The 22,253-nt window shown below is 70.7% G+C and carries 17 protein-coding genes; 2 read left to right on the plus strand and 15 right to left on the minus strand.

All coding sequences use genetic code 11. The features are described 5' to 3' along the window. Positions 1–137 precede the first annotated feature (137 nt). From NQO67_RS16050 to NQO67_RS16075, 6 genes are all read right to left on the minus strand, one after another. Positions 138–1,142 carry a sugar phosphate isomerase/epimerase family protein gene (locus NQO67_RS16050; protein WP_255950655.1) on the minus strand — a complete coding sequence of 335 codons (1,005 nt, stop codon included), beginning with the start codon at positions 1,140–1,142 and terminating at the stop codon, positions 138–140. A gap of 80 nt (positions 1,143–1,222) precedes the next feature. Continuing rightward, the gene (locus tag NQO67_RS16055; protein WP_255950656.1) at positions 1,223–2,437 is read right to left on the minus strand and encodes a Gfo/Idh/MocA family protein; all 1,215 of its coding nucleotides are present in this window, start codon (positions 2,435–2,437) and stop codon (positions 1,223–1,225) included. A gap of 400 nt (positions 2,438–2,837) precedes the next feature. Beyond that, positions 2,838–3,878: a substrate-binding domain-containing protein gene (locus NQO67_RS16060; protein ID WP_255950657.1), complete on the minus strand. Its 1,041-nt coding sequence runs from the start codon at positions 3,876–3,878 to the stop codon at positions 2,838–2,840. 86 nt (positions 3,879–3,964) lie between these two features. After that, the gene (locus NQO67_RS16065) at positions 3,965–5,014 is read right to left on the minus strand and encodes an ABC transporter permease (RefSeq protein WP_255950658.1); all 1,050 of its coding nucleotides are present in this window, start codon (positions 5,012–5,014) and stop codon (positions 3,965–3,967) included. Continuing rightward, the gene (locus tag NQO67_RS16070; RefSeq protein ID WP_255950659.1) at positions 5,011–6,540 is read right to left on the minus strand and encodes a sugar ABC transporter ATP-binding protein; all 1,530 of its coding nucleotides are present in this window, start codon (positions 6,538–6,540) and stop codon (positions 5,011–5,013) included. Before NQO67_RS16070 ends, NQO67_RS16065 begins: the two co-directional genes overlap by 4 nt. Before the next feature lie 266 nt (positions 6,541–6,806). Then, positions 6,807–7,988 carry an ROK family transcriptional regulator gene (locus tag NQO67_RS16075; RefSeq protein WP_255950660.1) on the minus strand — a complete coding sequence of 394 codons (1,182 nt, stop codon included), beginning with the start codon at positions 7,986–7,988 and terminating at the stop codon, positions 6,807–6,809. 291 nt (positions 7,989–8,279) lie between these two features. On the opposite strand from NQO67_RS16075, the gene NQO67_RS16080 reads away from it, so the two are divergent. Further along, entirely contained in the window at positions 8,280–9,281 is a 1,002-nt protein-coding gene (locus NQO67_RS16080; RefSeq protein ID WP_255950661.1) for a cupin domain-containing protein, read from the plus strand. A gap of 431 nt (positions 9,282–9,712) precedes the next feature. Here the strand turns inward: NQO67_RS16080 and NQO67_RS16085 are convergent, their stop codons facing one another. The 9 genes from NQO67_RS16085 to NQO67_RS16125 form a co-directional block, all read right to left on the minus strand. Continuing rightward, the gene (locus NQO67_RS16085; protein ID WP_255950662.1) at positions 9,713–10,603 is read right to left on the minus strand and encodes an AAA family ATPase; all 891 of its coding nucleotides are present in this window, start codon (positions 10,601–10,603) and stop codon (positions 9,713–9,715) included. Between the two features lie 19 nt (positions 10,604–10,622). Continuing rightward, positions 10,623–11,690: a cupin domain-containing protein gene (locus tag NQO67_RS16090; protein ID WP_255950663.1), complete on the minus strand. Its 1,068-nt coding sequence runs from the start codon at positions 11,688–11,690 to the stop codon at positions 10,623–10,625. 23 nt (positions 11,691–11,713) lie between these two features. Continuing rightward, the gene (locus NQO67_RS16095) at positions 11,714–13,042 is read right to left on the minus strand and encodes an MFS transporter (protein WP_255950664.1); all 1,329 of its coding nucleotides are present in this window, start codon (positions 13,040–13,042) and stop codon (positions 11,714–11,716) included. Positions 13,043–13,099: 57 nt separating this feature from the next. Further along, positions 13,100–14,281, minus strand: a complete 1,182-nt coding sequence (locus tag NQO67_RS16100; RefSeq protein ID WP_255950665.1) for an ABC transporter ATP-binding protein — start codon at positions 14,279–14,281, stop codon at positions 13,100–13,102. Between the two features lie 20 nt (positions 14,282–14,301). Then, positions 14,302–16,098, minus strand: coding sequence for an ABC transporter permease (locus NQO67_RS16105; RefSeq protein WP_255950666.1), 1,797 nt, complete (start codon positions 16,096–16,098; stop codon positions 14,302–14,304). 4 nt (positions 16,099–16,102) lie between these two features. Continuing rightward, positions 16,103–17,215, minus strand: coding sequence for an ABC transporter substrate-binding protein (locus NQO67_RS16110; protein ID WP_255950667.1), 1,113 nt, complete (start codon positions 17,213–17,215; stop codon positions 16,103–16,105). A gap of 40 nt (positions 17,216–17,255) precedes the next feature. Then, complete coding sequence (locus NQO67_RS16115; RefSeq protein ID WP_255950668.1) at positions 17,256–18,359, minus strand: ABC transporter substrate-binding protein; 1,104 nt, start codon at positions 18,357–18,359, stop codon at positions 17,256–17,258. A gap of 204 nt (positions 18,360–18,563) precedes the next feature. Continuing rightward, positions 18,564–20,144: an ethanolamine ammonia-lyase reactivating factor EutA gene (locus NQO67_RS16120; RefSeq protein ID WP_255950669.1), complete on the minus strand. Its 1,581-nt coding sequence runs from the start codon at positions 20,142–20,144 to the stop codon at positions 18,564–18,566. Positions 20,145–20,397: 253 nt separating this feature from the next. Continuing rightward, a complete protein-coding gene (locus tag NQO67_RS16125) occupies positions 20,398–21,522 on the minus strand; it encodes a cupin domain-containing protein (RefSeq protein WP_255950670.1) in 1,125 nt (374 codons plus the stop codon). A 407-nt stretch (positions 21,523–21,929) separates the two neighbouring features. Here NQO67_RS16125 and NQO67_RS16130 point away from each other — a divergent pair, with 407 nt between their 5' ends. Continuing rightward, the gene (locus NQO67_RS16130) at positions 21,930–22,244 is read left to right on the plus strand and encodes a 2Fe-2S iron-sulfur cluster-binding protein (RefSeq protein WP_255950724.1); all 315 of its coding nucleotides are present in this window, start codon (positions 21,930–21,932) and stop codon (positions 22,242–22,244) included. Positions 22,245–22,253: the final 9 nt, after the last annotated feature.

The following is a 22,253-nucleotide window of genomic DNA, read 5'->3' on the forward strand; positions in this document are numbered from 1 at the left end:
GACCAAAAGCTGTAGTGCAGCAATAACTTCAACTTTTTCCTTCCAATGGACAAAGCGGCTCTTGGGCACCACTGATCGCCCGGCGGCACCTGCGTGCCGCCGGGGCGATCGGGGGCCGTCCGCTCCCCCTGGTCGTGCTACCGGTCGCCGCCGAAGGCGGCGTCGAAGGAGGCGCTGGGCGGCTCGAAGTCGAACTGCTTCATCCGGGCCAACGCCTCGGGGGCGCCCTGGAGCCGGTCCATGCCGGCGTCCTCCCACTCGATGGAGACGGGCCCCTCGTAGCCGATGGACCGCAGCATCCGGAAGACGTCCTCCCAGGGCACGTCACCGTGCCCGCCGGAGACGAAGTCCCAGCCGCGCCGCGGATCGCCCCAGGGCAGGTGCGAGCCGAGCCGCCCGTTGCGGCCGTCGAGGCGCTTGCGGGCCTCCTTGCAGTCGACGTGGTAGATGCGGTCCTTGAAGTCCCAGAGGAAGCCGACCGGGTCCAGGTCCTGCCAGACGAAGTGGCTCGGGTCGAAGTTCAGCCCGAACGCGGGACGGTGGTCCACGGCCTCGAGGGCCTGCTGGGTGGTCCAGTAGTCGTACGCGATCTCCGTCGGGTGCACCTCGTGCGCGAACCGCACGCCCTCGGCGTCGAACACGTCCAGGATCGGGTTCCAGCGGTCCGCGAAGTCCTGGTAGCCGCGCTCGATCATGCCTGGGGGCACCGGCGGGAACATGGCGACCAGGTGCCAGATCGACGAGCCGGTGAAGCCGATGACGGTGTCGACGCCGAACGCGGCGGCGGCCCGCGCGGTGTCCTTGATCTCGGCCGCCGCCCGCTGCCGCACGCCCTCCGGCTCGCCGTCGCCCCAGATACGGGCCGGCAGGATGCCCTGGTGGCGCTCGTCGATCGGGTGGTCGCAGACCGCCTGGCCGACCAGGTGGTTGGAGATGGCCCAGCACTTCAGGCCGTACTTGTCGAGGAGCTCGTGCCGGGAGGCGAGGTACGCCGGGTCGGCAAGCGCCTTGTCGACCTCGAAGTGGTCGCCCCAGCAGGCGAGTTCCAGGCCGTCGTAACCGAAGTCGCGGGCGAGCCGGCAGACCTCTTCGAGCGGCAGGTCGGCCCACTGGCCGGTGAACAGGGTGTAGGAACGTGGCATGACCGGTGTCTCCATTTGTGCGCCGGATTATTCCGAGTTAAGCCTTTACGCTGGTCAGCGGGCCGGGCGCCCCGAAGGCTTCACGGCCCCGGAACGGCCGTGTAGGACGAGTTCTTCGCCGCGCTCTCCTCCACCGCCGCCAGCACCCGCTGCACCTGGAGGCCGTCCGCGAAGGACGGCTCCGGCGGGCTTCCGGAGGCGATCGCGTGCACCAGGTCGCGGGCCTGGTGCACGAACGTGTGCTCGTAGCCCAGACCGTGGCCCGGCGGCCACCAGGCGTCGACGTAGGGGTGGTCGGGCTCGGTGACGAGGATGCGGCGGAAGCCGGCGGTCGCCGCGGGCTCCGTGTGGTCGTGGAAGGACAGCTCGTTGAGCCGCTCCAGGTCGAAGGCGAGCGAGCCGAGGGAGCCGTTGAGCTCGATGCGCAGGGCGTTCTTGCGTCCGGCGGCGAACCGGGTGGCCTCGAACGACGCCAGCGCACCGGAGGTGAACCGCCCGGTGAACACGGCGGCGTCGTCGACGGTGACCGGACCGCGCTCGCTGCCGCCTGCGCCGCTGAGGCCCGCGGAGGAGCCCTGGAGCCGTGGCCGCTCTCGCACGAACGTCTCGGTGAGCGCCGACACCCCGGCGAGCTGCTCCCCCGCGAGGAACTGGGCCAGGTCGATGATGTGCGCGCCCAGGTCGCCGAGCGCGCCGGAGCCCGCCTTCTCCCGGTCCATCCGCCAGGTGAGCGGGAAGTCCGGGTCGCTGAGCCAGTCCTGGAGGTAGACCGCACGCACGTGCCGCAGGGTGCCGAGGCGGCCCTCGGCGACCATCCGCCGGGCCTGGGCGGTGGCGGGCAGCCGGCGGTAGTTGAAACCGGTCATCGCGATCCGGCCCTGGGCCGCGGCACGGCCGGCGGCCGCCGTCATCGCCTGGGCCTCGGCGACCGTGTTGGCGAGCGGCTTCTCGCACAGCACGTGTTTGCCGGCCTTGAGCGCCGCAATGGCGATCTCCGCATGGCTGTCGCCGGGGGTGCAGATGTCGACGAGATCGACGTCGTCACGGGCGATCAGGTCACGCCAGTCGGTTTCCGCGGCCGCCCAGCCGAGCCGCCCGGCCGCGTCGCGCACGGCCCCCGCGTCCCGGCCGCAGACGGCCGCAAGCACCGGCCTGAGCGGCAGATCGAAGACCCGGCCCACGGTGCGCCAACCCTGGGAGTGCGCGGCGCCCATGAAGGCGTAGCCGACCATGCCCACACCCAAGGGGGGTTTGTCCTCCCCCGCCCCGCGGTCCGTTTCCTGCGGCTGTGCCATACGGATTTCCTCCTTCAGCTCGATTCCCGCCGGCCCCGCGGGGCGCCGTGTGCGAAGTGTCGCGCGAGCGGCGCTTCAAGACGGCCCGGCGAGGCCGGGGGCCTCAATCACCCTGTCTCCCCAGGTGATCAAGTAACGTACGCACGGTGCGTTGCGAGAACCAAGCGCGCACACCGTGCCGATCGAGAACCAAGACGGCACAGCACCACCTAACTCTGCCGTACCAGACCGGGCAGGTTCCGTCCCGGCTGGTGTTGAGGGAGTAAGACCTTTCGGGTCGCTGACCCGCGGGGCTTTCTGAGCCAGGAATCCCCCTGCGTTCGCCGGGGGGAGGGTTCAAGAGAGGTGTACCGGTGCTGCCCGCCCTCCTGCCCGCACCTTGCGTACGGGCGGGACGGCATCACTTGAAGCCGGTGGGCATGTACTGGTCGACGTTGTGCTTGTCCACCACGGCCGAGTAGAGCGTGATGGAGGTCGGGATCTCCGCCTCGGACATGCCCTGGATGCCCTTGCCCTGTCCGAGGGCGCGGGCCAGGTCGATCGCCGAGGCGGCCATCGTCGGCGGGTACAGCACGGTGGCCTTCAGGACGCCCTTGTCCTGCTTGATCTGTTGCATGGCGGAGAGCGAGCCGGCCCCGCCGACCATCAGGAACTCGTCGCGCCCCGCCTGGTCGATGGCGCGCAGCGCGCCGACCCCCTGGTCGTCGTCATGGTTCCACAGCGCGTCGATGTGCGACTGGGCCTGGAGCAGCTGGGCCATCTTGGCCTGCCCCGACTCGACCGTGAAGTCGGCGGCCTGCCGGGCCACCTTCTTGATGTTCGGGTAGTTCTTCAGGGCGTCGTCGAAGCCCTGGGTGCGCTGCCTGGTCAGCTCCAGGTTGTCGATGCCGGCCAGCTCGACGACCCGGGCGCCCTTCTTGCCCTTGAGCCGCTCGCCGATGTACTGCCCGGCGTTGAAGCCCATGCCGTAGTTGTCACCGCCGACCCAGCAGCGGTAGGCCTGCGGGGTGTTGAAGATGCGGTCCAGGTTGACCACCGGGATCCCGGCCCGCATGGCCTTCAGCCCGACCTGGGTGAGCGCCTTGCCGTCCGCCGGCAGCACCACGATGACGTCCACCTTCTTGTTGATCAGCGTCTCTATCTGGCCGATCTGCGCGGCGGTGTCGTTGGAGCCCTCGGTCACCTCCAGGCTGACGTCCGAGTACGCCTTGGCGCGCTCCTTGGCGTTGTCGTTGATGGCGTTGAGCCAGCCGTGGTCGGCCTGGGGGCCGGCGAAGCCGATGGTGACGTGCTTGCCCGGCTTGTCGTCCGCCGCGGGTTTCGCATCGCTGGACGGCTTGTCGTCGGACGACTCGTTGCTGGTGCAGGCGGTGAGCACGGCACCGGCCGACACGGCGGCCGTTCCGAAGAGCAGACCTCTGCGGCTCGTGGTGTGGGGCATGGCGTTGAACCCTTCCCGTCGTGAGGGTGCGGTGGGTGGTGTCCGGGGGGTGGGGGGTTGGTGCGGGGCGGAGGTGTGCGGTCCGGCTAGGTGTCGGCGGTGCGGCGTTGGACCAGCACCGCGGCGACGATGATCGCGCCCTTGGCGATCTGCTGGACGTCGGTCTGGAGGTTGTTCAAGGCGAAGATGTTGGTGATCGTGGTGAAGATCAGCACGCCCAGCACGGAGCCGGTGATGGTGCCACGGCCGCCGCTGAGCAGGGTGCCGCCGATGATGGCGGCGGCGATCGCGTCGAGCTCGTACAGGTTGCCGTTGGTGTTCTGGCCCGAGCCGGACAGCACGATCAGCAGGAACGCGGCGATGCCGCAGCACAGCCCGGACAGCAGGTACAGGTAGAGCCGCTGCCGCCGCACGTCGATGCCGGCCAGCCGGGCCGCCTCCGCGTTGCCGCCGACGGCGACCGTGCGCCGCCCGAACGTGGTGCGGTTGAGCACCAGCCAGCCGATGACGGTGACCGCCGCGAAGACCAGCACCAGCGGTGGCACGCCCAGCACGTACGAGTCGCGCTCGCCGAGGCTGAGGATGCCGTCGATGGTGACGATCTGCGTCTTGCCTCCGGTGATCTGCAACGCGAGGCCGCGCGCGGAGGCGAGCATGGCGAGCGTCGCGATGAACGGCACCATCCTGCCGAACGCGATCAGCAGACCGTTGACCAGGCCGCAGCCCAGGCCCACCACGAGGGCGGTGAACAGCACCCCCCAGAAGCCGTACTCCTGCGAGGCCACCGTGGTCGCCCACACCGACGCCAGCGCCACGATCGCGCCGACCGACAGGTCGATCCCACCGCCCATGATCACGAAGGTCATGCCGACGGTGACGACGCCGATGACGGAGGACTGGGTGAGCACCAGTTGCAGGTTGCGGGTGTCCAGGAACTCGTCGGGCTTGGTGACGCCACCGATGACGACCAGCACGGCGAGCACCCCGACCAGCGAGAGGGTGCGGACGTCGGCGCGGTCCCACCAGGTGCGCCAGGGTCCGGCCCCGGCCGGGTCGGCGGCGACCGACCGCCGGGCGGCAGGACGCTTCGGAGCGTCCGGCCCGCCCTGCTGGGCCGGCGAGGCAGGCTGCGTCATGATGTCGGGCTCCCTTCCATGACGAGGTCGAGCACACGGGATTCGTCGAGCTCCTGGGCGGGCGCGCGGTGCACGACCCGGCCCTCGCGCAGCACCAGCACCCGGTCGGCCAGACCGAGCACTTCGGGCACTTCACTGGAGACCAGCAGGACGGCCAGGCCCTCGTCGGCGAGCCGGCGTATGACGGCGTACAGCTCGGCGCGCGCGCCGACGTCGACGCCCCGGGTCGGCTCGTCCAGCAGCAGCACCCGGCAGCCGCGCAGCAGCCAGCGGGCGAGGACGGCCTTCTGCTGGTTGCCGCCGGAGAGGGTGCGGACGCGTGCGTCGGGGTTGTCGGGCCGCAGCGAGAGATCGCGGGCGGCCTGCCGCGCCGCGGCCCGCTCGCCACGCCGGTCCAGCCAGCCGCCGCGGGAGAACCGGGACATCGTGGAGACGGAGACGTTCCGGGTCACCGACTCCAGCATCAGCAGGGCCTGCGCCTTGCGTTCCTCGGGAGCGAGGCCGACGCCGGCGCGCACGGCCGCGCGCACGCTGCCGGGCCTGAGCGGCACCCCGGCCACCGTCACCTTCCCGGCGGTCGGCCGGCGCGCGCCGTAGACGGTCTCCAGGATCTCGGAACGCCCCGATCCGACGAGCCCGGCGAGACCGACGATCTCCCCCGGGTGGAGATCCAGGTCGAACGGCGCGAACTCACCGTCCCGAGCCAGGCCGCGGACGGTCAGTACGGGGCGCGTGCCTGACGGGTCCACGGAGGCTGGGGAAGGGCGCTCCGGGAAGACATATTCCACCGTGCGGCCCGTCATGAGGGAGACGACCTCGCTGGTCGGGGTCGTCTTCGCCGGCAGTCCCCCGGCGACCGCCCTGCCGTCCTTCAGGACGGTGACCCGGTCGCCGATGCGGCGGATCTCCTCCAGGCGGTGGGAGATGTAGACCACCGCGACCCCGTCGGCGGTCAGGCTCGCGACGATGCGGAAGAGGTTGTCGACCTCGTCGGGGTCGAGCGCTGCGGACGGCTCGTCCATGACGATGAGCCGTACGTCGTGGGAGAGCGCCCGCGCCATCGACACGATCTGCTGCTGCGCCGCGGAGAGCGCGCCCACCAGTCGCCCGGCACCGATCTCGGGGTGCCCGAGGCGCCGGAGCAGGGCGTCGGCCGTGGTGCGCGCCGACCGGCGCCGTACGACGAACCCGGCGCTGGTGGGTTCGTGCCCGAGGGAGATGTTCTCGGCCACCGACAGGTGCTCCACCAGGTCGAGCTCCTGGTAGATGGTGGCGACACCGAGGCGCATCGCGGCGCTCGGCGAGCGCAGCACGACCGGCTCGCCGCGCCAGGTGATCTGCCCGCCGTCGGGCTGGTGCACGCCCGAGAGCACCTTGATGAGGGTGGACTTGCCGGCCCCGTTCTGCCCGAGCAGGCAGTGCACCTCCCCCGGTCGCACCTCGAGGTCCACCCCGTCCAGGGCCCGCACACCGGGGAACGACTTGGTGATTGAGGTCATCGTGAGCAGTGGTGCGAGTGGTGCCATCGAGTCCCCCTGGGGTACCCCCACGCCTTGAGGCAGTGGGGGAGGATCGGGCCGGTTCAGGGCAGGCGGTGCGTGCGTGACCGCCCAGGGCGAGCGCTTTCGGGTGGCGGGGTGCGGGTGCCGGTGGTGCGGATGTGGCGGGTGCGGATGTGGCGGTGGTGCCGGCGGAAGGAGTGGTGCGGGTGGTGCCGTGCGGTGCGGTGCCGTGCGGTGCGCTAAAGGTGGCCCGGTCGAGCGCGTCGGTCTGGTCGAGCGCGCCCGTCCGGTCAGGCCGGCGAGAACAAGTGGTCGCTGATGAGCCGGGCTGCGCCTATGACACCGGCGGTGGGGCCCAGTTCGCCCAGCACGATGGGGAGGTTGCCGGTCGCGAGGGGCAGCGACTGGCGGTAGACCTGGGTGCGGATGGCGGCGAGCAGGGTGTGGCCGAGCCCGGTGACCCCGCCACCGATCACCACCAGACCCGGGTTGAAGAAGCTGACGAGGCCTGCGATCACCTGGCCGGTGCGGTTGCCCCCCTCGCGTATCAGGTCGATCGCGGCGGCGTCGCCCGCGGCGGCCGCTGCGGCGACGTCGACGGAGGTCAGTTCCCCCGCCTCCGCCAGGCGCGCCGCCAGCTCCGGTGAACGCCCCTGCTGGGCGGCCTCCATCGCGTCGCGCGCCAGCGCCGCACCGCTGAAGTGGGCCTCCAGGCAGCCCTTGTTGCCGCAGGCGCACGGGTGCCCGTCGGGTTCGACGAGGATGTGGCCGATGTCGCCGGCGCTGCCCGTCGTACCGCGGTGGACCTCGCCGCCGACGATGATGCCGCAGCCGATGCCGGTGCCGATCTTGACGCAGAGGAAGTCGGCGACGGAGCGGGCGACTCCGGCGTGCTGCTCGCCCATGGCCATGAGGTTCACGTCGTTGTCGACCATGACCGGGCAGCCCAGTTCCTGGCTGAGCGCCTCGCGCACCGGGAAGCCGTCCCAGCCCGGCATGATGGGCGGCGCCACGGGCACGCCCTCCGGGAAGCGGACCGGTCCGGGCACCCCGATGCCCGCTCCGTCGAAGCCCTCGCCCAGTCCGGATGCGCGCAGTTTGGCGGTCATCGCCAGGACCTGCTCGAAGACGGCGACGGGGCCCTCGCGCACGTCCAGTGGCTGGGTGATGTGCCCGAGTACCTCCAACTCCGCATTGGTGACGGCGACGTCGACGGAGGTGGCGCCGATGTCGACGCCCAGGAAGCGCAGGGCGGGGGCGAGCCGGATGTTGTGCGAGCGGCGACCGCCGCGGGAGGCGGCGAGCCCGTCGGCCACCACCAGACCCGTCTCGAGCAGCCGGTCCACCTCGACGGCCAGCTTCGAGCGTGACAGGTCGACCTGGTCGCCCAGCTGGGCCCGGGAGTTGGGGCCGGAGTCGCGCAACAACCTGAGCAGCCTGGCCTGATGGGCGTTGGCGGGACGAGCCGTCATCCGTCTCACGTGCCCCTCCCCGCCTCATCGGGCTGTCTCCGTCAGGCTTTCGAGGGGAACGTAGCAGTGCATGACCGGAGGGGGAAGGACTTGAGCGGGAATTGCCCCCGACTTTCGCCAGTCACAGGACAAAGCGGAGTCGCGCACCGTGCGATCACGGGCAAATCCCCCACCGCCCCACCCTCCTTGCGCGCCTCTCATCACAGGGGTGACGGGGCATATCGACAGGTATTATGGTTAGACCATCACGACAATCCATGTCACTGCCCACGCCCGCACAGGAGGCTTCCCATGGCTAAGAAAGGGCGCGTCTTCGTCCGCGGCCTGACGTCCGAGACCTACGGACTCGGGGAATTCCGCCGGACGCAGCTCGCGGCGAAGCGGGTACGCGACGACTCCACCGTCGTCGACGACGCCAAGGTCGCGCACTCCGGCGACAGCGAGAAGTCCCGCACCTGGTGGCGGGTGGGTCCGGGCGACGAGGATTTCCTCACCCAGACCATCCAGGTCCACTTCGTGGAGCTGCCGCCCGAGTCCAGCAACCACGGTCACGGCCACCAGAACGAGGCCGCGTTCTACATCCTGCGGGGCCGCGGCTACGAGATCCACGACGACCAGCGCTACGAATGGGCCAAGGACGACCTGGTCTTCGTCCACACCGACTCCGTGCACCGGCACTTCAACCCGTACGACGAGACCGCGACCGCGCTGGTGGTGAAGGCCAAGAGCACCTGGATGTTCATGGGCCTGTTGCAGCAGGGCCGCAGCGGCCCGGTGGAGCGCGAGGAGGAGTTCGGGCCGCGCGAGGACTGGTCGCGGATCTGGACGCCGGGCGTGAAGGAGCGCAAGAAGGTCATCAGCCCGGCGGACACCAGCTGGGAGAGCACCCCGCTCGGCCGGGTCCGCGTGATGTCGTCTCCCGAGCGCACCGATGCCCGGATCTTCTCCATCGACGCGTTCGAACTCGACGTTCCCGCGGGCAGCCGCTCCGGCCGGTACTGGAAGATGGCGGACGAGGTCTTCTACGTCCTGGAGGGCGGCGGTTACGCGCTCCAGTGGGAGGTCGAGGCGGAGCTCGCCGAGAAGTACTACGCGCGGGTGGCGAAGGAGCCCACCCGGCACGAGATCACGCAGGGCGACACGTTGTACGTGCCGCAGAACCACGTCTGCCAGCTCTTTGCCGCCGATGGCACGCCGTTGCGGGTGCTGTCGGCGCAGAACCGGGTGTTCAAGCACCTCGGCTACGACACGGTGCACTTCTTCGAGGCGGCACCGGAGTACTCCGCTTCGTAGGGGCGCAGCCCCTACTCCCCGGCGTCCAGTGCCCTGGGCTGGCCTCGACGGTGCCGCGCCGTGGGCGGTTTGCGCAGTTCCCCGCGCCCCTTTACAGGCGGCTCTCCGCGCCCGCTCGAGAGGGGCGCGGGGAACTGCGCGAGCAACCACCCACCGGCCGGTGGCCCGGACACGACAGAAACAGCCCCCTCGGGACGGTGACCACCCAACCCGCCGCGTCGTGGCCGGTCGCGCCGTTCCCCGCGCCCCTTTACACGCGGCGCTCCGCCCCTACCGGGGAGGGGCACGAAGTGCCCTATCCAGGGGCGCGGGGAACTGCGCGCCCAACCACCCACCGGCCCGGCGGCCGAACACAACAGAAACAGCCCCCTCGGGACGGTGACCACCCAACCCGCCGCGTCGTGGCCGGTCGCGCCGTTCCCCGCGCCCCTTTACACGCGGCGCTCCGCGCCTGCCTCCTCCGCTGCGGCCAGCAAATCGGCTTCCGTGAGCGTCGACGGGTCGCGTGCCGTCTCCAGGCGTCGGGCCAGGGAGCCGTGTACCGCCTTGCGGATGCGGCGGCCGTCCAGGCCGGTGAGGTGTTTGCTCAGGCGGCGGTGGACGGCGGTGTCGTCGGCGAGGCGGCGTAGTGCGGGCCACTGGGCGGCCAGTTCGCGTAGGGAGTCGGCCACGATCTGCGGGACCACCGTCTCGTCGGGCAGGGTGGTGCGTACCACCAGGTCGGCGCGGGAGAGGAACGCGTCGTCCACCGCCTCGGCGAAGTTGGTGGTGACCACCAGCAGGGTGCCGGGGCGCGCGGCGCGCAACGCGTCCAGGCCGCTGAGGACGGCGTCGGTGGCGCGGTGCACGTCGACCGGGTTGGTGTCGAAGGACGCCGCCCGGCGGCGCACCGCGAGCGACTCCACCTCGTCGAGGAGGACGAGGGTGTGGGGGCGTCGGGCGGCCAGTTCCGGCAGGGTCTCGTGGAAGAGACGGGAGACCGCGCGCTGGCTCTCGCCCAGCATCTCGCTGGGGAAGGCGTGCGGGTCGACCTCCACGAGCGTGGTCGCGCCGTGCGGCGCCAGGGTGCGCGCCGCGGCCTGCGCGAGGCCCTGGGCGAGGGTGGACTTGCCGGTGCCCGGCGGCCCGGCGAGCACCACGAGGCCGTGCGGAGCGACGGCCGAGCCGGCGAGCCGGGCCCCGTGCCTGAGCACCAGGACCGCGGTCGCGAGCAGCCGTTCCTTCAGGCCCGGTGGGGTGATGACCGCGTCCCAGGGCCCGTCGTGGTGGTCGGCCGGCAGGGCGTGCAGGCCGGACACCCCGTGCGGCAGTGTGGTGCTCACCGCCTGCTCCTTCCCGGTGTCACGGCCAGGTGGGCCGGGTGAGCTCCGGCCAGTCGACGGTCGACGGGTCGCCGGCCTGGGCGTCGCGGATGTGGTCCGGCGGCTCCTCGAAGAGCACCAGCGGATCGCACAGCGCCCGCATCGTCTCCAGCAGGCTGTCGAACATGTGGATGCGCACCACCTTGGCGGTGCGGTCGGGGCTGGTGTTGATGTGCTGGTGCCACAGGAAGTGGTCGACGACGATGATGTCGCCCTTCTTCCACGGGTGCCGCTCGCCGCCCTCGGGTTCGGTGCCGAGGTAGCTCTCGCCGGCGCCCTCGACCACGTACAGCCAGGCCTCGCCGGGGTGCCGGTGCATCGACTGGCCGCGTCCTGGGCCGATCTCGAACATGGCCATGGTGATGCCGGACGCCTGGTAGCCGATGGCTCGGTCGAGCAGGAAGGTGGTGCGGGTGCCGCGCGGGGTGTTGCGCAGTTCGAGCCCGTCCCAGGCGGTGTGCAGCCGTCCCGAGCGGCGCTGTTCCTGGTCGCGGGCGAGCCTGCGCAGTCGTGCCGCGTAGGGGTCCGCACCGTCCTGGCCGGGTGAGTAGGGCGGCCGGGGCGGCAGTTCGGCCACCGGGGTGTGCCCGGCGTCCTCGATCATGGCTATGCCCATGGTCTCCAGCAGGGGTTCGCTGGAGAAGGTGAGGTAACGGGCCGTGGTGTCACCGTCGTTGCCGCTGCGGTGCCAGCACCAGGCGGGCAGGTGCAGCGAGTCGCCGGGCCCCCAGTCGATGCGTTCGCCGTCGATCTCGGTCCACCCGTGGCCCGCGACCACGAACACCATCGCGTCCCAGGAGTGCCGGTGCACGGTGGTCACCGTGCCGGGGTCGAACTCGTGGGCGAGGGCGTCCATGGTGCGGGTGGGCCGGTCGCCGTCGGCACCCACGTACACGCCGACGCGGCTGCCGCGTGCGGTCGGGTGCAGGGCGACGTCCTCGTGGTGGACGATGGTGCGGTGGTTGGCGCGCCAGTCCTCGATGAACCGGGCCCGGCGGCGTTTTTGCACGTGGTAGTGGGTGACTTCGGTGGTGGTGTGGGTGGCCAAGGTGTCTCCCTGGGGGTCGGGGGTCAGCCGGCGGTGGGCGGCGCGTGGCTGCCTTCCGGCGGTGGGGCGGGTGGGTCGGTGGGGCCGGCGGGGTGGTCGTCGTCGGTGGGTGGGTTCGGTGCCGACTTCTCGTTCGCGGGTGGGTGCACGTCGTAGTCGCGCACCGTGCGGCCGCGCACCGCACTCAGGCCGCAGACGACGGTGGGCACCAGGCCGCCGAGGGTGAGCGCGGCGACGGGTCCTGCGGCGCCGGCGACGGCACCGACGAGGGTGTCGCCGAGCGCCGGTCCGCCGCGTGAGCACATCTGGTAGAGCGCGGAGACCCGGCCGCGCAGCCTGTCCGGGGTCTCCACCTGGACGGCGGCGTGCCGCACCGTCGTGGCGAGCGCGTCGGCGGCGCCCAGGGCGAGCGCCATCACGATCGCCACCGCGAAGAAGGGGGCCTGGGCGAGACCGACGATCGCGAGACCGTAGGCGGCCGTTCCGCTCAGCACGAGGTGGCCGGATCGTGCGGTGCGCACCAGCCGGAACACCCACACCGAGCCGACCAGGGCGCCCGCCGACGGCGCGGCGGACAGCAGCCCGTACCCGGTGGCTCCGGCGTCCAGCCGGTCGGCGAACGCCGGCAGCAGCACCCGGTACGCGCCGAACAGGGTGGCCACCAGGTCGAGTCCCATCAGTTGCCAGACGATGGGGCGCCGGGCGACGTAGCCGATACCCTCCCGCAGGCTCTCCCGCAGGGAGCGGCGAACGGTGTCGACGGCCAGCGGCGGAACCCGTAGCAGGGCGAGGACCAGCACCAGCACGGCGTAGGTGACGGCGTCGAAGACGTACACCGCGCCGGGCCCGGCCACCGCGATGAGGAGCCCGGCCAGCGCAGGGCCGAGCAGGACGGCCAGTTCGCGTGAGGGGTTGAGCAGCGCGAAGGCCTCGACCAGCTGGTTCCGGGGCACCAGGGCGGGGATGAGGGCCTGCCGTGCCGGTTGGTCGAAGGTGGCGGCCGCGGTCGCGAGCAGCGCGGACACCAGCACGGTCCAGGTGGTGGCGACACCCGCGAGGGTGACGGCGGCCAGGCCTGCGGAGACCACGAGTGCCACGGCCTGGGCCGCCTGGAGCAGCCGCCGCCGGTCGAGCCGGTCGGCGTAGATCCCGCCGGCCGGGGAGAGCACCAGCAGCGCGAGGGCCTGGGCAAGGCCGACCAGGCCGACCTGTGCGGTGGACCCGGTGAGTTGGTAGACCTGGTAGAGATTGGCGGCGACGGCTCCCCGGGTCCCGATCTGGGAGAGCACGACCCCGCTCCAGTAGAGGTCGAAGTCGCGGTTGCGCAGCACCTCGGGGAGCGCCTTGGGCACGGTACGCCTCTGCTTCCTGGGCCCCCGCACGCTCGGCCGGGGCCCGGGGCGGGCTGGTCAGTCGACGGGGACGAGGGCGACCTTCTCCGGGGCGATGGCGAGGTGCACCTCGGTCCCGGGGGCGAGGGACACGGACGGGTTGGAACGGCTGCGTACCTTCAGGTCGCCGACCTCGGTGATGTGGTCGATGGCGTCACCGAGGAAGGCTCGGTTGCGCACCTTGCCGGACCAGGTGTTGGTGCCGTCGGTGTGCGGTTTCTCGGAGACGTCGACGCTCTCCGGGCGGATCGACAGCAGCACCTTCTCGCCCGGCGCCGGCTTGCGCGGACAGTTCGCCGCGACCAGCCGTCCCTGGCTGGTCTCCACCACGACGTCGTTGCCCTGCACCTCCAGCACGTCGGCCTCGATGAAGTTGGAGGTGCCGATGAACTCGGCGACGAACCGGGTGGCGGGGCGGGTGTAGATCTCGCGTGGCTTGCCGATCTGCTCGATGCGGCCCTCGTTCATCACCGCGATCCGGTTGGACATCACCAGCGCCTCGGACTGGTCGTGGGTGACGTAGACGGCGGTCAGGCTCAGCTCCCGCTGGAGCCGTTTGAGCTCGAAGCGCATGGACTCGCGCAGCTTGGCGTCCAGGTTGGACAGCGGCTCGTCGAGCAGCATCAGCTCCGGCCGGGTGACCAGGGCCCTGGCCAGCGCGAGCCGCTGCTGCTGGCCGCCGGAGAGCTTGGTGGCCGGTCGGGACGCGTAGCCGCCCAGCTCGATGACCTCCAGGGCCTGCTGGACCCGCTCCTCGATCTCCCGGCGGTCCGGGCGCTTGATGCGCGGCATGACGTCCAGCGGGAACGAGACGTTCTTGAAGACGGACATGTGCGGCCAGATCGCGTACGACTGGAAGACCATGCCGAAGCCGCGCCGGTTGGCCCGCAGGTTGACGCCCTTGTCCGCGTCGAACAGCACCCGCTCGCCCAGCCTGACCCGGCCGGCGGTGGGGCGCTCGAGTCCGGCCACGGAGCGCAGGGTGGTGGTCTTGCCGCAGCCCGACGGGCCGAGCAGGGTGAACAGTTCACCGTCGTGGACCTCGAAGTCGATCCCGTCGACGGCGAACACCCGGGCCTGCGGTGCGGCCGGGTCCTCCTGCGCCCCGCTCCCCCGTCCCCCGAGCCGGCGAGCGAGGCTGCGGCGTGGGGAGCCCGCTGTGGACTCGTAGCTCTTGGCAAGGGATTCGACAGTCAGCATCCCTGGTGTCCCTTCGGGGGTTACTGGTTCGGGGCGTCGCTCTGGAGCCCGAAGCGGGCCCCGAGCCGGTAGGCGACGCAGACGAGGACGACGAGGATCGCTACCATGCAGACGCCCAGCGCGGCGAGCGTGGTGAACTGGCCGTTTTCGAACTGCTCCCAGATGAGGACGGAGAGCACTTCCTTGCCGGGGCTGTAGAGCAGGATGGTGCTGGACAGCTCGCGGAAGGACACCACGAGGATGTAGATCCAGCCGGCCAGCACACCGCCGCTCATCAGCGGCAGCAGCACCCGCCGGAAGGTCTGGAACCACGACGCGCCGCAGACCTCGGCGGACTCCTCCAGTTCCGGTGCCATCTGGGACATCGCGGCCGAGGCGTACCGCATCCCGTACGGCAGGTACCGGGTGCAGTAGGACAGCAGCAGGATGAGCAGGGTGCCGTAGATCGGCAACGGCACCCGCAGGTAGACGAAGGCGAGGGCGAGGCCGAGGACCAGGCCCGGTATCACGATCGGGGTGAAGGCGAGCAGGTCGAGCAGCCGCCGGCCGGGTGCCTTGGTGCGCAGCACCACCCACGCCACCACCGAGGTCAGCGCCATTACGATGGTGGCCGCGCCGACACCGAGCAGCACCGAGTTCTTCAACGCGGTGAAGGCGAGCGGGGTGTCCAGCACCTGGCGGTAGTTGGCGAGCGACATCGAGGCGAACGCCTTGCGGGTGGGCGCCGTGTAGTGGCTGAGCAGCGATGCGTACACCAGCACGGCGACCGGCAGCACCACCGTGACCAGGAAGTAGACGACCACTGAGGCCCCCACCCACGGCCTGGCCCGCCCCAGCTCCACCGGCCGGGGGCGGAACGCCTTGCCGGTGACGGTCTGGAAGGTGCGGGTGGAGCGCTGCAACCAGCCGGAGAGCAGCACGCCTGCGGCGGCGATGGCGAGCAGTCCGATGGCCAGCGCTCCGGCGGCACCGTAGTCGATCGGGTAGGCGCGCAGCACGAAGTAGATGCGGCTGGTGAAGACGTAGATGCCGTTCTGCAGGCCGAGCAGCCCCGGCACCTCGAAGCTCTCCAGCGACTGCACGAACATCAGCAGCGCTGCGGAGATCATCGCGGGCCGCATCAGCGGCAGCGTGACCCGGCGCAGCACGGTCACCCGGCGCGCCCCCGACATCGCCGCGGACTCCTCCAGGGACGGGTCCATGGCCCGGAAGGCGGCCACCATCAGCAGGAACGCCACGGGCGCCAGGTGCAGTCCCTGGACCCAGATCATGCCCCAGACGCTGTAGATGTTGATCGGGGTGATGCCGAACAGCGGCTTGAAGACGAGCTGGTTGACCACGCCGGTGGTGGGGTCGCCGAGGAAGATCCAGGAGGTGGCGTAGAGGATGCCGGGCACGATCAGCGGCACCAGGGACGCGGCGAAGAACAGGCCCTTGAACGGGGTGTCGGTGCGCACCTGGATGTACGCCAGCACGGTGCCGAGGACCAGCGCGAACGCGGCGGCGCCGACGGCGAAGCCCAGCGAGTTGAGCATCATCGAGCCGGCTTCGGAGTTGCCGCCGTAGGCGCGCGCGAAGGCGTCGACGGAGAAGCCGCTGCCGTCGGCGCTCAGGAAGGTGTCGTGGACGAGGTAGCCGAGCGGCACCAGCGCCAGGTAGCCGACGACGAGGACGGAGCCGCCGACCAGCAGGCCCTGGAGGGTGCAGAGCCTCCTGAGGAGGCCTGCGAGTGAGCCGGGGGCCGCGGACTCGGGCGGCTGCGGGGTGGGGCCGCGCGGGGTGTCGTGCGGGGTGGTCGTGGTGGACGCGAGAGCCACGTGATCACCCCTTGACCTGGTCGACGCCGCGCAGCAGCGCGTCGTACTTCTTGTCCCACTCGGTGTCGTTGCGAGAGAGGCCCTCGACGTCGAACTGGGTCAGCTTGATGCCGTCGAGGCTCTTGTCGCCGGGCACCTTCGTGGACGGGCTCAGACCGAGGTCGACCAGCTCCTTCTGGCCGTCACCGAGCAGCCAGGCGTAGAACAGCCAGGCGGCCGCGGGGTGCTTGGCGTCCTTGATCAGGCCGATGCCGTTGGGGCGGGCGAAGGCGGGTACGGAGGAGTGGCCGCTCTTCGGCAGATGGGCCACGGGGGCGCCGCCGCGGGCCGCGCGATCGGTGATGTATGTGTAGTTCATCGCCTCCAGCGGGCTCTGTCCCGCACCGAGGAACTGCATCATCGTGGTGTGGCCCTTGGCGACCTTGCTGTTGGCCGCGATCGCCTTCCACAACTTGTCGACCTGGTCCTGGGACTTGCCGTGGTCGAGCCAGTACTTGGTGACGTTCTCGTACCAGTCGCTGTCGCTGAGCTCCAGGGTGATCTTGCCCTTGTACCTGGGCAGCGCCAGGTCCTCCCAGCTGTGCGGTTCCTGCCCGGGTTTGATCAGGTCGGTGTTCCAGGCGGGTTGGAAGATGTTGAAGCGACTGGCCGTCCAGTGGTCGAACCTGCCGGCCTTGGCCACCTTGTCAAGGCCGGGACCGGTGTAGTCGGCCAGGTTGCCCTTGTCCGCGAGGACCGTCATCTCCAGGAAGTTGGTCTCCACCGCGTCGGCGCCGGGCCGGCCCGCCTGCTCCTCCTGGAGGGTGCGCTGGAGGACCGTCTCCGAGTTGCCGCGGAAGACGTCGACCTTGATGCCGTACTTCTTCTCGAACGCCTTGGCCACCGGGGTGGCGATGTCGGCGGTCATGGAGGTGTAGACGGAGAGCGAGCCCTCCTTCTTCGCCAGCTCCTCCGCCTTGGCCAGCTGCTTGCTCTTCGGCAGCCCCTTGAGCTGGTCGTAGACCTTGTCGGTCCGGGCGCTGCCGGCCCGCTGGCCCGGCGCACCGCCGCACCCCGCGACGAGCGTCACGGCCAGCAGGCCGCACAGCGGAAAGGTCAGGTTACGGGTGGTCCTCATGACGGGGGTTGCTCCTACCGGGGGGTGCGAGGTGGTGGGTTCAGCCGGCCGAGGGGACACCCCTCAACAGGGCGTCGTAGTCGTCGCTCCACTTGGTGTCGTCGACCTCGGCGGTCTTCGGCAGGCTGTAGGTCTTGGCGCCTGCCGGAATGGGGTTCGCCACGCCGGGCACGTGCTTGGCCGCCGGGATCCGCTCGGACTTGGCCACGTCCTTCTGACCGGCGCCGAGCACCCAGTCGACCCAGAGCAGGGCGGCCGCCGGGTGGCGGGCGCTGGACATCAGGGCGACGCCGTTGGGCCGCAGGATCACCGGGTCGGCCGCGGGCCGCCAGGCCACGGGTGCGCCCTTCCTGGCCGCCTTGTCGATGGTGTGGCTGTAGACGGACGCGGCGGCGCCGAACTGGCCGGCGCTGAGGAGTTCGCCCTGGACCGTGTGGCCCTTGGTCACCTTGGCGTTGGCCACGATCTTCTTGAACAGGTCGTCGGTGGCGGATTCGCTCATCCCGCGCTCCTGCGTGAGATAGGTGTGCATCGCCCCGTACCAGTCCCAGTCACCGACTTCCAACGAGACCTTCCCCTTCCACCGGGGGTCGGCGAGTTCGGTGAAGTCCCTGGGCTGCCGGCTCTTGGGGACGAGGGAGGTGTTCCAGCCGACCACGAAGGCGTTGAAGCGCTCCGCCGTCCATCCGCCCAGGCCCTTCGCCGCGGCCCTGAGGCCGTCCTTGGAGGGGCCCTCGTAGGGGCTGAGCAGGTGCGCCTTGTCCATCTCGCGCAGTTCGAGGTCGTTGGTGTCCACCACGTCGTTCTGGGGCTTGTTCGCCTGGTTCTCCTGGGTGACCCGTTGCAGAACGGTCTCCGAGTTGGCCCGGAAGGCGTTGACCTTGATGGCGGGGTAGACCTTTTCGAAGCCGTCCACGAGGTCCTGGATGTCGGTGTTCGAGGTGTACAGGTCGAGTACCGAGCCGTCCTTCTTGGCGTCGGTGAGCAGACGGTCGGTGCGCTGCTTTCCGGTCAGCGAGGCGTAGTCGGCGTAGAGATCGGAAGCGGCGGCGTTGCCCGTGGTCTGTGTGGTGGGGGCGTTTCCGCACCCCGCGAGGATCAGTCCGGTGACCACGAGACCGGCGGCAAGCGAACCATGACGCATCGCGCACTCCTGGGCGAAGCCGGTCGCGGCCCTCGTCGGCGGGCGTTGGCGCAGGCAGCAAGGGGGTGACCGGGTGGCGGTCGGGATGTTCGTGCGGTGGGTTGGTGGGTCGAGACGGGTGCCGAGCAGAACGCTTCGGTGACTGCATACAACACCAGCTTCGGTCTTATGGTCTAACCATGGGACGTCGACGTTACCTCATTGTTACCGTTGCTTTTGCGCCGGTTCCGGGGCTTCCCCACCGTTCTCGCGGACGGGCCCGTCGGGCGGGACCTCGGCGAAGACCAGCGACTTGATCGTGACCGGGACGGTGCCCGAGGGGTGCCGGACCCGGCCGATGTCGACGTAGTCGAAGTCGTGCAGGCGCAGGCCGTCCACCACCAGCAGGGGCCCGGTGACCCCGAGTTCGTCGCGGAGCAGCCGGCCCAGCGTCATCGCCACGTCGCCGTCGAGCACCACGTACACCGGCCGACCGTGCGCCACCCGGTCGGCGAGCGCGTCACGCAGACCGCGGGCGAAGGGCAGCAGCCTGGCGTGGCTGGGCAGACCGCTCCAGGGCACCGCGAGCACCAACTCGGCGTCCGCCACGTCCAGGACGTCGAGGTCGGCGAGCCGTCGCCGTACCGCAGCCGTCACCCGTACCGCGTCCACCCGCTCACCGAGGTCGAGCAGCGGACGCACCACCTGGAGGTTGCGGCGCGGCAGCAGGGCGTCCGGGTCGGAGATGAAGCCGGTGTTGCCGCTGAGTTGGACGCTGTACTCGGAGGCCCCGAGCGCGGTGGCCCGGATGCACTCGCCCGCGGGCAGCAGCGGGTACGGCAGCGCGCCCGACTCCACCCGGCGGCGCACCGCACGCCCCAGCGGCCGCCCGAAGTCGCCGAACGAGGCCTGCTCGCGGCCGTAGACGTACTCGGCGACCCCGCCGGAGAACATCACCCCGTCGATCGGGCCCAACTCCCCCAGCGGCGCGGTCAGGAACAGCTCGGCCACCTCCGGCGGCGGCGCCCCGCCCAGCGCGGCCACCAGCGCGTCCGCCATTCCGTCGGCCACCTTCTCGATCTCCTCGGGGCGTGCGACGGAACCGAGGTGCCAGTCATGGCCAGCGCGCACGGCGTGCGCCCGGCCGGCCGGTTCGAGCCGCGTGATGCGCCCCGCCTCGTCGACGACCTGGAGCCGCCCGCCGATGTGCACGGCCGCGGTCGCCACCACCTGCCCCGCCTCGAGGACCGCGAGTTTGGTGGTGCCGCCGCCGATGTCGATGTTGAGGATGCGCAGGCCCTGGTCGTACGACGCCTTCGCCGCGCCGGAGCCGTACGCGGCGAGCATCGCCTCCATGTGGTGCCCGGCGGTCGCCGTGACCAGATCGCCGCCGCGCTCGGCGAGCACCCCGGCGATCACCTCGGCGTTGCGCCGCCGCAGCGCCTCACCGGTGAGGATGACGACCCCGGTGTCGATGTCGCCGGGCGCGGCACCCGCCGCCTGGTAGGCCCGGTCGATGATGGCGCCCAGCGCGGTCGCGTCGATGTGCTCGGCGCTCGCGTACGGGGTGAGGACGACCGGGGACCGGTAGTCGGTGTCCCGGCGCACCACCAGATACCTGCTGGTCAGCTCCTCACCGATGCGCCGCAGATGCAGCCGGGAGAACACCACCTGGGTGCCGGAGGAGCCGATGTCCATGCCGACGCTGCGCAGCATGACGTTGTCCTGCTGCCAGATGGGGTTCTCCTCCAGCGGGGTGCCTGCGGCGGCGTCGCCGTGACCGTGGTTGTGCGGGTGGTTGTCCATGCGCTGCCCTCTCGAGGGTTGACGACCTGCGGCCGTCACCGCCCGGGAGGGCTGGTTCCGGCCGCATACGGATCTCCGGGCCGGTGGTGGGTTGCTCGCGCAGTTCCCCGCGCCCCTTAGGTCGGGGCTGCGCCCCGACTAGAGGGGCGCGGGGAACTGCGCGACAAGCCACGACGATACGGACGGATCGCCCCCGTCCCGAACAGGCACCGGTTCGCGACCGGACAACCGGCCGTGGCGAAGGATCGGCCGATCACCGACCAACCGGCTTGGGCGGCAGAGCAGCAAGCTCTGCCGCATACGCCTCGTCCATCCGCGGCTCCATCCCATGCTTCGCGAGCGCCTCGCGGAAGGTCTCGCGGACCAGCGACGACTCGTCCGCGTAGTCGATCTGGTCGCCGCCGATCCGCATGCTGATCCAGGCCTTGGGAACGCCCTGGGCGTTGCGCATGGAGACCGCCTCGTGCTTGAAGGCGAGGTAACGGCTCGGCTCGCTACCGGTGTTGAAGTGCTGGTGGAACCACATGTTCGGGGGCACGATCAGCGAACCTGGACCCCACTCGTAGCGGCGCGGCTCCTCGCCCTCGGGCCACATCAGGCTGTAGCCCTCGCCGGACAGGATGATCACGTGGGCGCCGGGGCCGTGCCGGTGGCCCTTCTTGTACGTGGCGGTGGGGAACTGCGAGATGTGGCTGTTCATCGACCCCTTGGCCATCGCGAAGCGGATGTGCCCGCCGCCTGCGCCGCGTTCCTTGGCCTCGATGAGCGGCAGGTTGATCGCGTCGGCCACGAAGTTGGTGTCGAGCAGCAGGCCCTTCTGCTCACCCTTCGGGGAGAAGTAGTCGGGCTCGCCGTTGAAGCGGTCGGGGAAGTCGCGTGCGGTGTGGAAGACGAAGTCGACGTCGTCGTAGAGGTTGAGGACCGGCGGCAGGTTGGTGGACGAGACATAGCGCGCAGGCTGCCGCCCGGAGCCGTTGAAGTGCTGGTGGTGGGCGTTGAGCGGGATGGCGAAGATCGATCCGGGACCCCACTCGAAGGAGACCTCGGCACCGGCGTCGTTCCACACCCGGGTGGCGCCGTGCCCGTCGAGCACCAGCACCATCTCCTCGAACAGCTGCCGCTGCGGGGCGAGCGCGCCACCGGGCGGTATCTCGCAGACGTAGCAGTCGTTCGACGTGCGGGTGGCCTCATGGTTGATGAACACGCCGCTGCCGCCGCGCCGTTCCCACCGCTTCAGCTCGACGGTGCGCAGGTCCCGCACGTAGTGCGCGGAGATGATGTCGAGCCCTTCGGAAGCGACCCAGCGCGTGTAGGGGGAGTCCTTTTCGGTGGCGAACCTTGCCGCGAATGTGTCATCGACGATCGCGTCCTTGGCCATACCACGGCCTTCCTGATCGGCGTGCCCTGCCGGGGAAACGTGCCGGGCGGCTCCACACCCGGCCGCGGGGGCGACGGGGCGGGAGGTGAACGGCCTCGGTGGGCAACTTCGGGGGTTCCAGCGGGTCCTGGGGCCCGATCGATCCCGCACGCCGTGGTCCGTCACGCCGTTGCGGATGGGGCCGGCGGATGGGTCGCTGGAACCGTGGCGGATTGGTAGAACCATAAGTCCGAGATTTTTTCCATGTCAACGCCGGCCGAGGCGCCCCACCAGGACACCGGAACCCGGACGACCAGCCACGACACATCGTTTCTTGTTCCACCGAAAGCGATCTGGTCTAATGGTCGGACCAAGCCACCTCGCCAGATCGCAGCCGCACCTTGAGAGGGAGGAAGACCTTGCCCAAGGTGATCTACGTCGGCAGCGCCGGTTCCGAACACACCATTGACGCCGCCCCGGGCGACACGGTCATGTCGGCCGCGGTCAGGCACGGCGTGCCCGGCATCGTGGCCGAATGCGGGGGCAACTGCTCCTGCGCCACCTGCCACGTCTGGGTCCGCGAGGAGTTCGCGCCGCTCGTCGGGCCGCCCGGCGAGATGGAGGAGGACCTGCTCGACATGGGTGTCTCCGAGCGCCGGGACACCAGCCGGCTGTCCTGCCAGATCGTCGTCACCGACGAACTGGCCGGCCTGACCGTCGACATTCCCCCCGAGCAGCCCTGACCGTCGCAC

Origin of the sequence: Streptomyces odontomachi (genome assembly GCF_024435355.1) — a bacterium.
GTDB classification, from domain to species: Bacteria; Actinomycetota; Actinomycetes; order Streptomycetales; family Streptomycetaceae; genus Streptomyces; species Streptomyces odontomachi.

Coding starts and splice junctions, on each gene's coding strand:
- NQO67_RS16075 (WP_255950660.1), bottom strand. CDS start 7,988: ATGACGGCTCGTCCCGCCAACGCCCATCAGGCCAGGCTGCTCAGGTTG.
- NQO67_RS16110 (WP_255950667.1), bottom strand. CDS start 17,215: ATGAGGACCACCCGTAACCTGACCTTTCCGCTGTGCGGCCTGCTGGCC.
- NQO67_RS16070 (WP_255950659.1), bottom strand. CDS start 6,540: ATGGCACCACTCGCACCACTGCTCACGATGACCTCAATCACCAAGTCG.
- NQO67_RS16060 (WP_255950657.1), bottom strand. CDS start 3,878: ATGCCCCACACCACGAGCCGCAGAGGTCTGCTCTTCGGAACGGCCGCC.
- NQO67_RS16120 (WP_255950669.1), bottom strand. CDS start 20,144: ATGGACAACCACCCGCACAACCACGGTCACGGCGACGCCGCCGCAGGC.
- NQO67_RS16065 (WP_255950658.1), bottom strand. CDS start 5,014: ATGACGCAGCCTGCCTCGCCGGCCCAGCAGGGCGGGCCGGACGCTCCG.
- NQO67_RS16080 (WP_255950661.1), top strand. CDS start 8,280: ATGGCTAAGAAAGGGCGCGTCTTCGTCCGCGGCCTGACGTCCGAGACC.
- NQO67_RS16055 (WP_255950656.1), bottom strand. CDS start 2,437: ATGGCACAGCCGCAGGAAACGGACCGCGGGGCGGGGGAGGACAAACCC.
- NQO67_RS16125 (WP_255950670.1), bottom strand. CDS start 21,522: ATGGCCAAGGACGCGATCGTCGATGACACATTCGCGGCAAGGTTCGCC.
- NQO67_RS16100 (WP_255950665.1), bottom strand. CDS start 14,281: ATGCTGACTGTCGAATCCCTTGCCAAGAGCTACGAGTCCACAGCGGGC.
- NQO67_RS16115 (WP_255950668.1), bottom strand. CDS start 18,359: ATGCGTCATGGTTCGCTTGCCGCCGGTCTCGTGGTCACCGGACTGATC.
- NQO67_RS16050 (WP_255950655.1), bottom strand. CDS start 1,142: ATGCCACGTTCCTACACCCTGTTCACCGGCCAGTGGGCCGACCTGCCG.